17 protein-coding genes are annotated in these 11,996 nt (G+C 67.2%); 11 read left to right on the top strand and 6 right to left on the bottom strand.

Translation table 11 applies throughout. From position 1 onward, the window contains the following. Window positions 1-134 precede the first annotated feature (134 nt). The 3 genes from GM656_RS07700 (at window position 135) to GM656_RS07690 (ending at window position 1,169) form a co-directional block, all read left to right on the top strand. Complete coding sequence (locus GM656_RS07700; RefSeq protein ID WP_162413077.1) at window positions 135-512, top strand: helix-turn-helix domain-containing protein; 378 nt, start codon at window positions 135-137, stop codon at window positions 510-512. A 2-nt stretch (window positions 513-514) separates the two neighbouring features. Next, window positions 515-814 (top strand): DUF7521 family protein, encoded by a 300-nt coding sequence (locus tag GM656_RS07695; protein ID WP_162413076.1) that lies wholly within the window; start codon window positions 515-517, stop codon window positions 812-814. 61 nt (window positions 815-875) lie between these two features. Further along, window positions 876-1,169: a DUF7521 family protein gene (locus GM656_RS07690; protein ID WP_162413075.1), complete on the top strand. Its 294-nt coding sequence runs from the start codon at window positions 876-878 to the stop codon at window positions 1,167-1,169. A gap of 5 nt (window positions 1,170-1,174) precedes the next feature. On the opposite strand, the gene GM656_RS07685 is transcribed toward GM656_RS07690, so the two are convergent. Then, complete coding sequence (locus GM656_RS07685) at window positions 1,175-2,494, bottom strand: hypothetical protein (protein ID WP_162413074.1); 1,320 nt, start codon at window positions 2,492-2,494, stop codon at window positions 1,175-1,177. Between the two features lie 88 nt (window positions 2,495-2,582). Here GM656_RS07685 and GM656_RS07680 point away from each other — a divergent pair, with 88 nt between their 5' ends. Both GM656_RS07680 and GM656_RS07675 read left to right on the top strand, forming a co-directional pair. After that, window positions 2,583-2,867, top strand: a complete 285-nt coding sequence (locus tag GM656_RS07680) for a DUF2249 domain-containing protein (RefSeq protein ID WP_162413073.1) — start codon at window positions 2,583-2,585, stop codon at window positions 2,865-2,867. Next, window positions 2,864-3,145, top strand: a complete 282-nt coding sequence (locus tag GM656_RS07675; RefSeq protein ID WP_162413072.1) for a glutamyl-tRNA reductase — start codon at window positions 2,864-2,866, stop codon at window positions 3,143-3,145. The genes GM656_RS07680 and GM656_RS07675 overlap by 4 nt, the downstream gene beginning before the upstream one ends. Window positions 3,146-3,154: 9 nt before the next feature. On the opposite strand, the gene GM656_RS07670 is transcribed toward GM656_RS07675, so the two are convergent. Genes GM656_RS07670 through GM656_RS07660 form a run of 3 tightly spaced genes read right to left on the bottom strand, consistent with a single transcriptional unit; the run spans window position 3,155 to window position 4,116 of the window. Then, window positions 3,155-3,463 (bottom strand): cupin domain-containing protein, encoded by a 309-nt coding sequence (locus tag GM656_RS07670; protein WP_162413071.1) that lies wholly within the window; start codon window positions 3,461-3,463, stop codon window positions 3,155-3,157. Further along, a complete protein-coding gene (locus GM656_RS07665) occupies window positions 3,460-3,693 on the bottom strand; it encodes a DUF2249 domain-containing protein (RefSeq protein WP_162413070.1) in 234 nt (77 codons plus the stop codon). Before GM656_RS07665 ends, GM656_RS07670 begins: the two co-directional genes overlap by 4 nt. A 51-nt stretch (window positions 3,694-3,744) precedes the next feature. Next, window positions 3,745-4,116 carry a cupin domain-containing protein gene (locus GM656_RS07660; RefSeq protein ID WP_162413069.1) on the bottom strand — a complete coding sequence of 124 codons (372 nt, stop codon included), beginning with the start codon at window positions 4,114-4,116 and terminating at the stop codon, window positions 3,745-3,747. A gap of 88 nt (window positions 4,117-4,204) precedes the next feature. On the opposite strand from GM656_RS07660, the gene GM656_RS07655 reads away from it, so the two are divergent. From GM656_RS07655 to GM656_RS19210, 5 genes are all read left to right on the top strand, one after another. Continuing rightward, the gene (locus GM656_RS07655) at window positions 4,205-4,765 is read left to right on the top strand and encodes a hypothetical protein (protein ID WP_162413068.1); all 561 of its coding nucleotides are present in this window, start codon (window positions 4,205-4,207) and stop codon (window positions 4,763-4,765) included. A 207-nt stretch (window positions 4,766-4,972) separates the two neighbouring features. Further along, window positions 4,973-5,740, top strand: coding sequence for a TasA family protein (locus GM656_RS07650; RefSeq protein WP_162413067.1), 768 nt, complete (start codon window positions 4,973-4,975; stop codon window positions 5,738-5,740). A 112-nt stretch (window positions 5,741-5,852) separates the two neighbouring features. Next, on the top strand, window positions 5,853-6,455 hold the full coding sequence (locus GM656_RS07645) for a TasA family protein (RefSeq protein ID WP_162413066.1): 603 nt from the start codon (window positions 5,853-5,855) through the stop codon (window positions 6,453-6,455). Continuing rightward, window positions 6,442-6,981: a signal peptidase I gene (locus GM656_RS07640; protein WP_162413065.1), complete on the top strand. Its 540-nt coding sequence runs from the start codon at window positions 6,442-6,444 to the stop codon at window positions 6,979-6,981. The genes GM656_RS07645 and GM656_RS07640 overlap by 14 nt, the downstream gene beginning before the upstream one ends. 94 nt (window positions 6,982-7,075) lie before the next feature. Next, a complete protein-coding gene (locus GM656_RS19210; protein WP_194242950.1) occupies window positions 7,076-7,939 on the top strand; it encodes a hypothetical protein in 864 nt (287 codons plus the stop codon). 1 nt (window position 7,940) lies between these two features. Here GM656_RS19210 and GM656_RS07630 read toward each other — a convergent pair whose 3' ends face one another. Next, window positions 7,941-8,306 carry a hypothetical protein gene (locus tag GM656_RS07630; protein ID WP_162413064.1) on the bottom strand — a complete coding sequence of 122 codons (366 nt, stop codon included), beginning with the start codon at window positions 8,304-8,306 and terminating at the stop codon, window positions 7,941-7,943. 305 nt (window positions 8,307-8,611) lie between these two features. Between GM656_RS07630 and purL the strand changes: the two genes are divergently transcribed. Continuing rightward, a complete protein-coding gene (gene purL, locus GM656_RS07625) occupies window positions 8,612-10,777 on the top strand; it encodes a phosphoribosylformylglycinamidine synthase subunit PurL (protein ID WP_162413063.1) in 2,166 nt (721 codons plus the stop codon). Here purL and GM656_RS07620 read toward each other — a convergent pair whose 3' ends face one another. Beyond that, a complete protein-coding gene (locus tag GM656_RS07620; RefSeq protein WP_162413062.1) occupies window positions 10,778-11,995 on the bottom strand; it encodes a two-component system sensor histidine kinase NtrB in 1,218 nt (405 codons plus the stop codon). Window position 11,996: the final 1 nt, after the last annotated feature.

The raw sequence follows: 11,996 nt of genomic DNA, 5'->3' as shown, positions 1-11,996 counted from the left end.
GGAACGCGAGTATACGTTCATCATAACGGCCCCGAATACTGCGGGCGTCGGTCCGATCTCAGGCCGTTAGACGCGGGCGCAGAGAAGCCGAGTCGGTTAGATTAAAGGTGTCCGGCGGGCAGTTCCGGACAAGGATGGTCCGGGACCCGTTCGCTGACGAGGAGACGCCGGAGTTGCAGACGGTTCTCGACGCGCTCGACGACGAGGACTGCCGGGCTATCGTCAGCGTGCTCGACGAGCCACTGACGGCGAGCGAGATCTCCGAGCAGAGCGGCGTACCGCTGTCGACGACCTACCGCAAGCTCGAACTGCTGACGGAGTCGTCCCTGCTGTACGAGGGCGTGGAGGTACGCTCGGACGGACAACACGCCAGCCGGTACGCCATCGACTTCGAAGAGGTCGTCATCGCGCTCGACGAGGAGCGCTCGCTCACCGTCGACATCTCGCACCGGGCCCGGACGCCGGACCAGCGACTCGAGAACCTCTGGTCGGAGGTTCGAAAGGAGACCTAATCATGCCACACATCATCAGTTCCCAGGTCGGTATCGTCGTCTCGAAGACGCTCATCCTCATCCTCGGTGGGTTGATCACCTACTACTCCTACCAGGCGTACAACCGGACGGGGAGCCCACAACACAAGTGGCTGACCTACGGCTTCGGCGTGGTGACGCTGGGGGCGGTCACCGGCGGCGTCCTCGACATCGCCGTCAGCCAGTTCGTCGGTCAGGACCTGCTCTCGGTCAGCGTCTTCACGTCCAGCGCGCTGACGGCGATCGGGCTGGGCATCATCCTCTACTCGCTGTACGTCCAGTGACCGTTCCCAGCGGCTGGTAACGCGCTTGTCCGTATATCCCGGTCCCGGTTCGATTCGCTGTATGCTGGGTGCGAACACGGTTCTGCTGGTCGCCGCAAAGACGGTCACACTGTGCTGTGGGGCAGTCCTGACGACGATGACGTATCGCGCCTACAGGCGGACGAACGCACCGGCGATGCGGGCGCTCTGGATCGGGATTGGACTTGTGACGGCCGGCGCGATACTCGCCGGGACGCTTCACCAGGTCATCGGCATCCCGGTGACGGTGAGCGTGACGATAGAGTCGCTGTTCACCGCGGCGGGCTTTCTGGTGCTGACGTACTCGCTGTACACCGAGGGACCAGAGGCGCAGTGACCGAACTACGGGTCCTCGGCGTCGGCCGACGGACCCCCGCGACCGAGTAGCAGCGACGGCAGCGACCGCGGGCCGTGTTCGACGAGGACGGCGACGAGGTTTCCGGCGAACAGCGCCACGCCGACGAGCGCCACCGCCCCGGCAGCCACCACGAGCGGGCGCCCGAGCGCGACCCGCTGTGCTGCGAGCAGGAGCGCGTACGCCAGCACGAGCGCCGTCCCGTCGGCGGCGGCGACGCGGCCGTCGTAGAGGTCGTCGATCATCGGAACCGCCTCGAATCCCAACCGGTCGCTGTAGCGGTGGACCCAGACAATGAACGGGACGACGTGATACAGCGTCCCGAGGACGACGAAACCGACGCCGCCGACGAGCAGGACGAGCGACGGCCGGCCGAACAGCCCGCCGTACGACAGCGGGTCGCGCCACCAGTGAACCGCCGTCAGCGCGGCCCAGGCGAGCAGCGACACGGCCGCGACGGCGTACCGGGTCAGCATCGGCGTCCAATCCACGCGCGCGCCGGCGAGTCGCCGTGCGAGGACGACCGCAACCACCGCGAGGCCAGCGACGACGACCACGCCGCCGGCGCGGGCGAGCAGTTCGTTCCCGAGGAGCCGGCCGCCCGCGAGCGCCAGTACGCCGAGCGGGTAGGCGACCGTCTCCGCCCGCTGGAGGCTCTCCTCGGATCGTCGGTCCTCGGCCTGCGTGAACATCGGAGCGAGCTGGGCCAGCGCGCCGGCGACGGTCGTCAGGACGACGCCGAACACCGCGAGCGTGGCGTGGGCGAGGAGGAGGCTGCCGCGAGAGAGCCCCGCGGCGGAGAGGATGCCGACGGCGCGGTCCAGCGCGAGTCCGAATCCCGCGGCGGTGACCAGCAGGAAGAACACGAGGGCCCAGCCGAAGTGAGCCGCCGTCACGTCCACGTCGACGCCGAGCAGCGTCCGCCCGACGTTGTACGCGAAGACCCACGCGCCGGCGAGTGCGAGCGTGCCCGCGACCGGGAGCAACAGCGGCCACCCCCCGAGGAACCCCGCCGCTAGACCGGCGAATCCGAGGGCCGCCAGCGGTAACTGGACGACCGCGAGCCGCCGCGAGTACAGCGCGACGCCGCCCCAGACCGGGACGAACTGCGTCATCGCGCCCATGATGGTGAGACAGACCCAGCCGGCGAGCAGGAGGTGGACCTGTGCGAGGTGACCCGCGCGGCCGTCGACCGCGCCGACGGCGACGCCGGCCACGAGGAACGCCAGTCCGACCACGAAGTGTCGCAGCGGGACGGTCATCGGCGGACCGCTCGACGCGTCGATGTCTCCGGGGATTCCGCTCATTACCGGAACGTACGCCGTCGAAATTGCTGGCAGTGTGGCCGAACGTGTTCGGGACAACGCTGGGCGCGCCCGAGTCCGAACCGCCTGTATGGCACCGACCCAGGGAGAGCCGGCCGACGTGGCACCCATTATCGCCGAGACCGACGCGCCAGCAGACGCTCCGACCGACCGACTCGACGTGCGGTCGCTGGGGCCGCCGGGACCGCTCAAAGAGACGCTCGAACGCCTCGCGGAACTCGACGGCGATACCGTCCTCGTCCAGTACAACGACCGCGCTCCCCAGCACCTCTATCCGAAGCTGGAGGACCGCGGCTACGCCTACGAGACCCTCGAAACCGACGACGCTACCGTCACCGTCATCTGGTCACGATGAGTGTGAACACCGAGCAGGTCGAGGCGCGGCCGGACGTGGAAGAAGCTATCGCCAGGATCGACGAGCGCGGTGCGGAGATCCGCGCCGAACAACTTGAACGGGCGCTGTCGCGCCTCGAAGCGACCGACGAACTGACGCCGGAACAGCGCGCGGCGGTCGAACGTCTCGGTGACCGACTGGTCGAGCAGTTGCTCGCAGTCCCCCACGAGAGCCTCCGCGACGCGGCGCGCCGGGGCGACGGCGAGGCCGTCGCGACAGCGCTGTCGCTGTTCGAGTGAGCCGGCGACCTACGCCGATGCGAGGACGAGTAGCGCCTCGCTGTCGGCCGTCGCCGCCGGCGAGATGTCCTGCTCCCCGTCGAATCGGACGACCTCGCCCGCGGTGAGCGAGAGCGTCTCGTCGCCGAGCGTCAGGTCGACCGCACCCGAGAGGAGGTGAAAGACGATGTCGCGGTCCGGGTGCTGGTGGCGGGGAATCGACTCACCGGCCTCGAGCGACAGGTGAACCGTCTTCGGTTCGCCCTCGAACAGCCGCGTCCGGCCGCCTTCGCCGTCAGAGAGCGACGCCCGCTCTGTGCCCGCAGACTGATCGCTCATCGTTTCGGGAGGTCGGCGACGTACTTCTGTGGCTCCTCCTGTCGACACTGGTAGTTCGCCGCGTCGAAGGCGTCGACCTCGGCCTGCATCTCGTAGAACAGCGGCTTCGGCTCGTGGTCGTTGACGATCTGGAGCGTCTCGCCGGATTCGAGCGCGTCGAACGCGCTGTGGATCATCGGGTGGCGCTCCGGCGGCGGGATCTCACGGAGGTCGAGTGTCGTCTCTGGCATCGTCTGACGATTCGACGGTGACGGTGGAGGGGATTGCGCCGAACACGTTCGCTACGCTGGATCGAACGTTCCCTCGCGGAGGCCGCGTCGCACGGGGTCGTGCTCAGCGTCCGTCGGTGGCGGCGCGGTCACGAGCGTGGCCTCCAGGCGCTCTCCCTCCGCGCGGATTCCCCGTGCCTCGCCGGTGGGGACGGCCACCACGTCACCCGGTCCCACGTCGTGTTCGTCGGACCCGTCGCGTACAGTTCCGGACCCGGAGACGACGGTGATCGCGACGGCGCTGTCCGGACTGTGGACGGGGATGAACTGTCCGGGCTCGAAGTAGCCGAGCACCACCTTCTGCTCGTCCGTCTCGTGGATCGTCTGTGCAGAGAACCGCTCGTCGTCGTACGTGCGCTCCGCGTCGAGGCTGGTCGCGACCATACCGTTCCGGTCGCCCGGCCCGGTGGAGCCGTTTGCTCCGAACACGTTCGGGGATACGCCCCCGTGGCTTGCCGACGAATCAAGAGACATGAGCTTCCTCTCCGGCCTGCGCGGCGGCACGGACGTCGGCTTCGATGGGTACGACGAGTTCGTTCCCGACCACCTTCCCGAACCGGGTCCCTTCCTCACCGACGCGGACGTGCTGACCGGGACCGACCACGCCGCGCTCCACCGGCTCACGATGGACCTGTTCGACGAGCGGGGCGTCTACGACATGACCTTCGGATACAACCTGGCGCAGTTGAACCTCGACCAGCGACACCCTGACTCCGGGTTCCGCTACGCCCGGGAGGCGGACGGCAAGGTACTGCGGGCGGCGTTCACGCCGACGACCGAGTTCTGCCCGCAGAGCGACACGCTCACCGTCGGCGCGTTCCGGGCCTGGAACGGACTGTCGGACCGACACGAGTACGACGTCGTGCGCGTCCGCGTTGACGCGATGCACCACCAGAGCGAGGCGATCAACGAGCGGCTCCGGGACCTCGAAGCCAGGTATCGGGAGACCGGCGCGGTCGACCCCGACGAGCACGAGACGGACGCCGTGGGAAGTGAGACCGGCGTCGACGCGACCGACGACGTGCCCTTCTGACGGCGGCGGCATCGCGTCGTATTCGCCAGTAATCGTCTCCTAACGTCGGGGATTGGACAGGCCAGTCGTAGATTCACGGTATCCGAAAAGTCCCGCAATCGGCCGTATCGGCAGCCGAAAAGCAATAAACACTTATACAGCAGACCACACTACGTTCAGTAGACCGAGCTTACTGGATGGGGGAATCCGATTGGGCTTGGTGGGCTGGTGGAGCCTCTCAATCTCCACGATGAGAGACATATGTCAGACAAGAATATCGCAGTGACGCGACGCAGAGTACTGGGTGGTATCGTTACGGTCGGTGCGGCGAGCGCGGCAGTGGGTGCCGGGACGTTCGCGTTCTTCAGCGACACGGAGACCAGCACGGACAACACGGTCCAGGCTGGGACGGTCGATCTTAACCAAGCGAGTGTTACCGGCAGTTCCTCTCTGGGCGATAATCTTGCGCCCGGCGATTCGTTCACACTCCAGATCGAGACGACCTATGACGGCTCCATCGACGGTGTCGACCTGAACCTCGACGCTCGACTGCAAGAGCCTTCGACTGATCCGGACAGTGGTGGCGAGGATAACCCCTCTAACACCGATCTCAGTGCGGCTCAGTTCGCGTCCGCACTGAGCGTCGACACCGCGTACGTACAAATCAATCCGGGCTCATCGGGGCCGCAGGACGATCTTTTGAGTGCGGACTCACCTGGTGGCGACATCAACACGGACATCGATCTCAGTTCAGCGACCGTTGACGATGGCGGCCAATACGAGGTCAGCGGTGTCGATCTGGACGATGTTATCGCTGACGGGCTGAGTGGCCAGAACGATTACGCGACGCTACAGGGCGGGGATACGGTTCGAGTCCACATTGCCGGGACGCTAGACGAGAACCTCGGGAACGCCGGCCAAGAGGACGGCGTTGACATTGAGGTGGCCTTCGGCGTCCAACAGAGCGACGCGACGAACCAGGGCCCGACCTTCTAAGTCGACGGGAAACACCGTCATGGGTCCGGTGAACCGGTCTCATGAATGCCCACGATGGTCGGCTCGCTACGGTCACCGTCTGGAATCGACCCCTCTACACACGGCCAAACACGTGGATAGAAAGAGTACGATCACGCGCAGGCGACTGCTCGGCGGTCTCGTTACCGCCGGGACCGCAAGCGCCGCCGCGGGGGCCGGGACGGCGGCGTACTTCACCGACACAGAAGCGAGCAGCGACAATCAGGTCTCGACGGGGACGCTCACTCTGGGCTTCGACGGAACCGCCGCCTTCGATTTCAGCGCGTCGCTCGCACCCGGTGAGACGACGCAAGGGACGGTCACGCTGGTAAACGCCGGTTCGCTCCCCGGGTCGCTCGACGTCGACGTCCAGTATACGAACAGCGACGCGAGAAACAACTCGAAGAAGACCGCGCGAGAGGTCGCGGAGCGACTGGACGTCACGACGCTCACCTACGGTGGGACGGACCGAACCGGCCAGATTACCGACGGCTCTCCGCCGACGTTGCACGACCTGGCCACGAACGACCGGAGTGGAGGCGAGACGACGCCGAACGACCTCATCGACCTCCCCGACCCGGCCAGCGGGGCGGACTTCACCGTCGGCTTCCAGTTGCAGAACGTCGGGAATCAGTTCAAAAAGGAAGGGGTGGCGATCACCGTTACCTTCCAGCTCAATCAGCATGACTCACAGTAGCGAGACGGGCATCGACTGGCGTCGAATCGGCAACTGGCTGGGCCTCTGTGTCCTGGTGCTCGTCGTCGGCGTGTTCGTCGTCGCGGCCGTCCCGCAAGCGGTGGGCGCAGACGAGAGCTACGTCGTCCTGTCGTCGAGCATGTCGCCGACGATCGACGCCGGAGCGGTCGTGTTCGTCAGCGGCGTCCCTGTCGACCAGATCGCAGAGGGCGACGTGATCACTTACGACCGTTCGCCCGGCGGGGAGAACACGCGAGTCACGCATCGAGTCGTCGACGTCGTCGAGCGAGACGGAGAACGGCGCTTCGAGACGCAGGGCGACGCGAACGAGGATCCGGACCCGTCGCTCGTCGCGCCGAACGAGGTCATCGGCGTCGTCACGTTCAGCGTGCCCTACATCGGCTACGTCATCTCGTTTTCCCAGACGAGACTGGGACTGCTGTCGCTGGTCATCGTCCCAGCCCTGTTGCTCGTCGTCCTCGAACTGCGCGACCTGCTTGCGGCGACGGACGGTGGCGACCCGTGATCGGACTCGACCCGGTCTCGCGGCTCGCCACCGGGGTCGTGCTCGGGGTCGTTTTGGCCGGTACGTCCGGCGGTGGCGGTTTGGAGGGCCACTGATGCGGGGGGAGATCATCCGGGACGACGACGGCAACTACAACAAACGGATACTGGCGTTCCTCGTCCTCCTCGTGCTCGTCATCATCGGTACGGGTGTCGGGACGCTCGGCCTGACGAGCGACGGGTCGGCACCACCGCCGACGCCGGACCAACCGGTCATCGAAGCGACACCGGAGGCGGTCGACGGGACACCGACCCCGACGCCCACACCGACGGAGTCCGGTGACGGATCGAGCGGGACAGAGACGAACGGGACCGACGAGCCCGACTCGCGGGAGTCGCCGACACCGACGCCGACACCCGAGGACTCCGACGAGGCAGCCGTCGATGCGGGACCAGACCCCTCTGGGGGTGGTGGCTCGGCAGGTGGTTCAACGGGCGGCGACGGCGGTCGCGGTGCGGACTCACTTGACCTCGCCGTTGACGGGCGTTCGGTGCTGATACGCGTCGCAGACCTCACGCCCGGCGACGGGTCGACCGGCTCGGTCGTCGTCCGAAATAGCGGCTCGATGTCTGGAACCCTCGGCGTTTCGAACGCGTCCGTGTCCGACGACGAGAACGGTCTGCAGGAACCCGAGCGAGCGGCCGGTGACACCAACGCGTCCGGAGAGCTGTCAGACCACCTCCGCGTCCGCCTGTGGGTCGAGTATCCCGACGGGACGCGCGAGTACCTGTTCGGGTCGGCGAACTCGACCGTCAGCGCGGCGTCGCTAGACGGGGCGTCGGTTCGAGGGGCCGAGACGCTCGACGCCGGGAGTCGGGCGACGGTCCAGATAGCCGTATCGCTCCCGGAATCGGCCGGAAACGAGGTTCAGAGCGACCGGATCGAATTCGCGGTTCCGATCGTCCTGCGGGAAGCGTAATTCAGGAGAACAGGAGCCCGAGGTTGAGCCAGGTAACGGCCAGGCCCATCGCGGTCAGGAGAGCCGGCGGCCCGTAGTACAGCAGCGGGTCTTCGTCGAGCACGCCGCCCCAGATGCTCACCCCGATACAGCAGTAGATGACGAGGAGCTTCAGCGCCAGGAACCCGCCGCCGCCGAAGGACTCGATCGCCCACCGGACCGCCGGGTTCGCCTCGGTGAACATCGGCACGAAGTAGACGATGGCGATGGTCGTGACGATGTCGCCGACGCCGTAGGTGCCCAGTGCGAGCAGCCACGCGCCCGAGAAGGACCGCTCCGAAAAGGAACTCCCCTCGAGCGTCAGCCAGTTCGCTTCGGCAGATGCCATTACCTGAAGGTCCGACCGGCGACCACATATATCTCTAGTATTCATTCTCGATTTTGATATTTTGGCAACTCAGAAACCGTCGAAGATTCCGACTGAGCCCGTTTCTCAGCCAGATACTACCCAACAAGCTGCTAAATCAGTAGGTTCGGAATTGATAGTAGTACTTGAAAACTACGGCCAGAGCGGTTCACGGAGCGATGCAGGACGTATCTGTGACTGATACAACGAGAGCGGCGCGCGGACGCGTTCGCGCAGCGAAAGGCGCATGGAAAGGGACTTATCCGGCCGGTGGCCAGGGGGAGGTAATGAGCCTGTCCGACGCGGACCACGAGATCGTGGTCGACGAGATCGGTCGGGAGCCGACGCGAGCGGAGGCCGCTCTCTTCGAGAACCTCTGGAGCGAACACTGCGCGTATCGCTCCTCGCGGCCGCTGCTCTCGGCGTTCGACTCCGACGGCGACCAGGTCGTCATCGGTCCCGGTGACGACGCCGCCGTCGTCTCCCTGCCGACTCACGGCGACGGCGAGGAGATGTACATCACGATGGGCGTCGAGTCCCACAACCACCCGTCCTACGTCGACCCGTTCGACGGGGCGGCCACGGGCGTCGGCGGCATCGTTCGCGACACTCTCTCGATGGGGGCGTACCCTATCGCACTCGCCGACAGCCTGTACTTCGGCGACTTCGAGCGCGAGCACTCTCGCTACCTCCTCGAAGGGGTCGTCGAGGGCATCTCGCACTACGGCAACTGCATCGGCGTCCCGACCGTCGCCGGCAGCGTGGCCTTCCACGAGGACTACGAGGGCAATCCGCTGGTGAACGTCTCCTGTATCGGCCTGCTGGAGCCCGAGCGGACTATCACCGCTGAGGCGCAGGAGCCGGGCAACAAACTCGTCCTCGTCGGCAACGCGACGGGCCGTGACGGCCTGGGCGGGGCCTCCTTCGCCAGCGAGGACCTCGCCGAGGACGCCGAGACCGAAGACCGACCGGCGGTCCAGGTCGGCGATCCCTACGCCGAGAAACTGCTCATCGAGTGCAACGAGGCGCTCCTGGACGAGGACCTCGTCGAGTCGGCCCGCGACCTCGGCGCGGCCGGCCTCGGCGGCGCGTCCTCCGAACTCGTCGCGAAGGGCGGCCTCGGCGCGCGCATCGAACTCGACCGCGTCCACGAGCGCGAGCCCAACATGAACGCCATGGAGTACCTGCTCGCCGAGAGCCAGGAGCGGATGGTGTACGAGGTCGCGCCGGAGAACGTCGACCGCGTGGCCGCCCTCGCAGAGCGATTCGACCTGGGCTGTTCGGTCATCGGCGAACTCACCGAGGCCGGGACGAACTACGTCTGCACGTTCGAGGGCGAGACCGTCGTCAACGTGGACGCGGCGTTCCTCGGCGACGGCGCGCCGATGAACGACCTCCCGAGCGAAGAGCCCCGAGAGCAGGAGCGCGACCTCCCGACGGTCGCGCTGGAGGAGGCCTTCGAGCGGATCGTCGGCAGTCCGAACTGCGCCTCGAAGCGATGGGTGTACCGCCAGTACGACCACGAGGTGCAGGTCCGGACCAGCGTCCTGCCCGGGGACGACGCGGCGCTGCTCGCCGTCCGCGAAGCCGGGACCGGACTCGCCTTCTCGGCCGGCGCGGACCCCAACTGGACCGACGCCGCCCCGTACGAGGGCGCTCGCGCCGTCGCGCTCGAAAACGCCACGAACGTCGCGGCGAAGGGCGCGACGCCCCACGCGGCCGTGGACTGTCTGAACGGCGGGAACCCCGAGAAGCCCGACGTGTACGGCGGCTTCAAGGGTATCGTCGACGGGCTGGCCGACATGTGCGGCGACCTCGACGTGCCGGTCGTCGGCGGCAACGTCTCGCTGTACAACGACTCCCAGACGGGACCGATCCCGCCCACGCCGACGCTCGCGCTCGTCGGCGTCAAGGAGGGCTACGACGCGCCGCCGATGTCGCTCTCCGGCGAGGGGACGCTCGTCGTCGTCGGCGACAGCGCGCTCGAAGGCGAGTCCGACCCGCGGCTCGGCGGCTCCGAGTACACCGCCCAGTTCGGCGGCACGGACCGCTTCCCGGAGCTTCCGGCCGACTCGACTGGACTCGTCGAGACCGTCGCCGAGGTGGCCGACGCCGACCACGTCCTCGCCAGCCACGACGTGAGCCACGGCGGCCTCGCGGTGACACTCGCCGAGATGGTCCACGAGGACGCCGGCGCGACCGTCGAGATCGAGACGGTCGACCGCGGGACCAGAAAGCGCCTCCTGTTCAACGAACGCCCCGGCCGTGTGGTGTTCGAGACGACCGACCCGTCGGCCGTCCGCGAGGCCTTCGACGGCGTCGCGCCGGTGACCGAACTCGGCGAGGCCAACGGCTCGAACCACCTGGACGTCACCGTCAACGACGAGCGACTGCAGTACCACGCGGAGGAGATCGCCGAGCTGCGGTCGGTCATCGACGACGAACTGGCCTGATTACCAGCGGATATCGAACCGCGCACCGCCCATCTCGCTCTCGGAGACTGTGACCGACCAGCCGTGGGCCTCGGCGATGCTCTGGACGATGGAGAGGCCGAAACCCGTCCCATCGGAGTCCGTCGAGTACCCGTGTTCGAACACCCGCTCCTGGTTGTCCGGCGGTATCCCGGGGCCGTCGTCGGCGACGGAAAAACCGTTCTGCCCGGCCGGCTCGGCGTCGGCGACGACCACCTCGCAGGCCGAGCCGGCGTGCTCGACGCTGTTCCGGTAGAGGTTCTCGAACAGCTGCTGGAGGCGGTCGGGGTCTGCCTCGATGGTCGCGTCGGTCTCGACCGAGAGCGTCGCCTCGGCGGTCTCGACCTGCCGCCAGGCGTCCGTCGCGACCGTCGCGAGGTCGACCGTCGTCGGCTCGCCGACGACCCGGCCCTGGCGGGCGAGCGTCAGCAGGTCGTCGAGCAGTCGCGCCATCCGTTCGTGCGCGTCGGAAATCGCTTCGAGTCCCTCGCGGACCGCCTCGTCCTCGGCAGTGCCGAGCAGCAGTTCGGCGCGCCCCGAGGCGACGCTCAGCGGGTTCCGCAGGTCGTGGCTGACGATGCTGACGAACTCGTCGAGGCGTTCGTTCTGGTGTTCGAGTTGCTGCTCGCGGCGCTTGCGGTCGGTGATGTCGGTGTAGATCCCGTACCCCTCCACGTCGCCGGTGTCGCGGCTGACGATGACGCTCCGGAACAGGTAGGTCCGCGCCTCGCCCGTGGCGGTCACTCGCGTCACCTCCGTCTCTGCGTTCCCGGAGTCCCGGAGCCAGTCGGCCGCGACGTCGCCCGGTTCGTAGTCGGTCGGCGCGACGAGCGCCAGGAGAGATTCGCCGACCGCGTCGCTCCGATCGTAGCCGAAGGCCGCTTCGAAGGCCTCGTTGACGGACGTGACCCGGGGGTCGCGCTGATCGAACTCGACGACGACCGCCGGGTTCGGGATGTTTTCGAGCAGCGCGTCGAAGCGTTCCTCGGCCGCCAGCCGGACGCGGAGCTCGCTCGCGACGAGCGCGATGTAGCCCTCGCTATCGTGCTGGATGACCTCACAGACGTCCCGGGCGTCCGTGTCTGTCAGCGACGCCTCGTTCGCGATGCCGATGTCGGACATGGCCTCGTCGACGAGTGCCGTCGCCTTCTCGACCCCGACCGTCTCCGCGAACTTCGAGACGAGTTCTGTCCGGTCCATG

Source organism: Haloarcula salina (genome assembly GCF_010119195.1).
GTDB classification, from domain to species: domain Archaea; phylum Halobacteriota; class Halobacteria; order Halobacteriales; family Haloarculaceae; genus Haloarcula; species Haloarcula salina.
The sequence above is the reverse complement of the archived record's forward strand: the minus strand, read 5'-3'. Positions and strand labels throughout refer to the sequence as shown.

Bases quoted from the DNA above. Each gene is read 5' to 3' on its own strand.
- GM656_RS19210 (WP_194242950.1), top strand. From the start codon at position 7,076: ATGCGGGGGGAGATCATCCGGGACGACGACGGCAACTACAACAAACGG.
- GM656_RS07660 (WP_162413069.1), bottom strand. From the start codon at position 4,116: ATGGTCGCGACCAGCCTCGACGCGGAGCGCACGTACGACGACGAGCGG.
- GM656_RS07670 (WP_162413071.1), bottom strand. From the start codon at position 3,463: ATGAGCGATCAGTCTGCGGGCACAGAGCGGGCGTCGCTCTCTGACGGC.
- GM656_RS07640 (WP_162413065.1), top strand. From the start codon at position 6,442: ATGACTCACAGTAGCGAGACGGGCATCGACTGGCGTCGAATCGGCAAC.
- GM656_RS07620 (WP_162413062.1), bottom strand. From the start codon at position 11,995: ATGGACCGGACAGAACTCGTCTCGAAGTTCGCGGAGACGGTCGGGGTC.
- GM656_RS07685 (WP_162413074.1), bottom strand. From the start codon at position 2,494: ATGAGCGGAATCCCCGGAGACATCGACGCGTCGAGCGGTCCGCCGATG.
- GM656_RS07630 (WP_162413064.1), bottom strand. From the start codon at position 8,306: ATGGCATCTGCCGAAGCGAACTGGCTGACGCTCGAGGGGAGTTCCTTT.
- GM656_RS07655 (WP_162413068.1), top strand. From the start codon at position 4,205: ATGAGCTTCCTCTCCGGCCTGCGCGGCGGCACGGACGTCGGCTTCGAT.
- GM656_RS07675 (WP_162413072.1), top strand. From the start codon at position 2,864: ATGAGTGTGAACACCGAGCAGGTCGAGGCGCGGCCGGACGTGGAAGAA.
- purL (WP_162413063.1), top strand. From the start codon at position 8,612: ATGAGCCTGTCCGACGCGGACCACGAGATCGTGGTCGACGAGATCGGT.
- GM656_RS07700 (WP_162413077.1), top strand. From the start codon at position 135: ATGGTCCGGGACCCGTTCGCTGACGAGGAGACGCCGGAGTTGCAGACG.
- GM656_RS07665 (WP_162413070.1), bottom strand. From the start codon at position 3,693: ATGCCAGAGACGACACTCGACCTCCGTGAGATCCCGCCGCCGGAGCGC.
- GM656_RS07695 (WP_162413076.1), top strand. From the start codon at position 515: ATGCCACACATCATCAGTTCCCAGGTCGGTATCGTCGTCTCGAAGACG.
- GM656_RS07690 (WP_162413075.1), top strand. From the start codon at position 876: ATGCTGGGTGCGAACACGGTTCTGCTGGTCGCCGCAAAGACGGTCACA.
- GM656_RS07680 (WP_162413073.1), top strand. From the start codon at position 2,583: ATGGCACCGACCCAGGGAGAGCCGGCCGACGTGGCACCCATTATCGCC.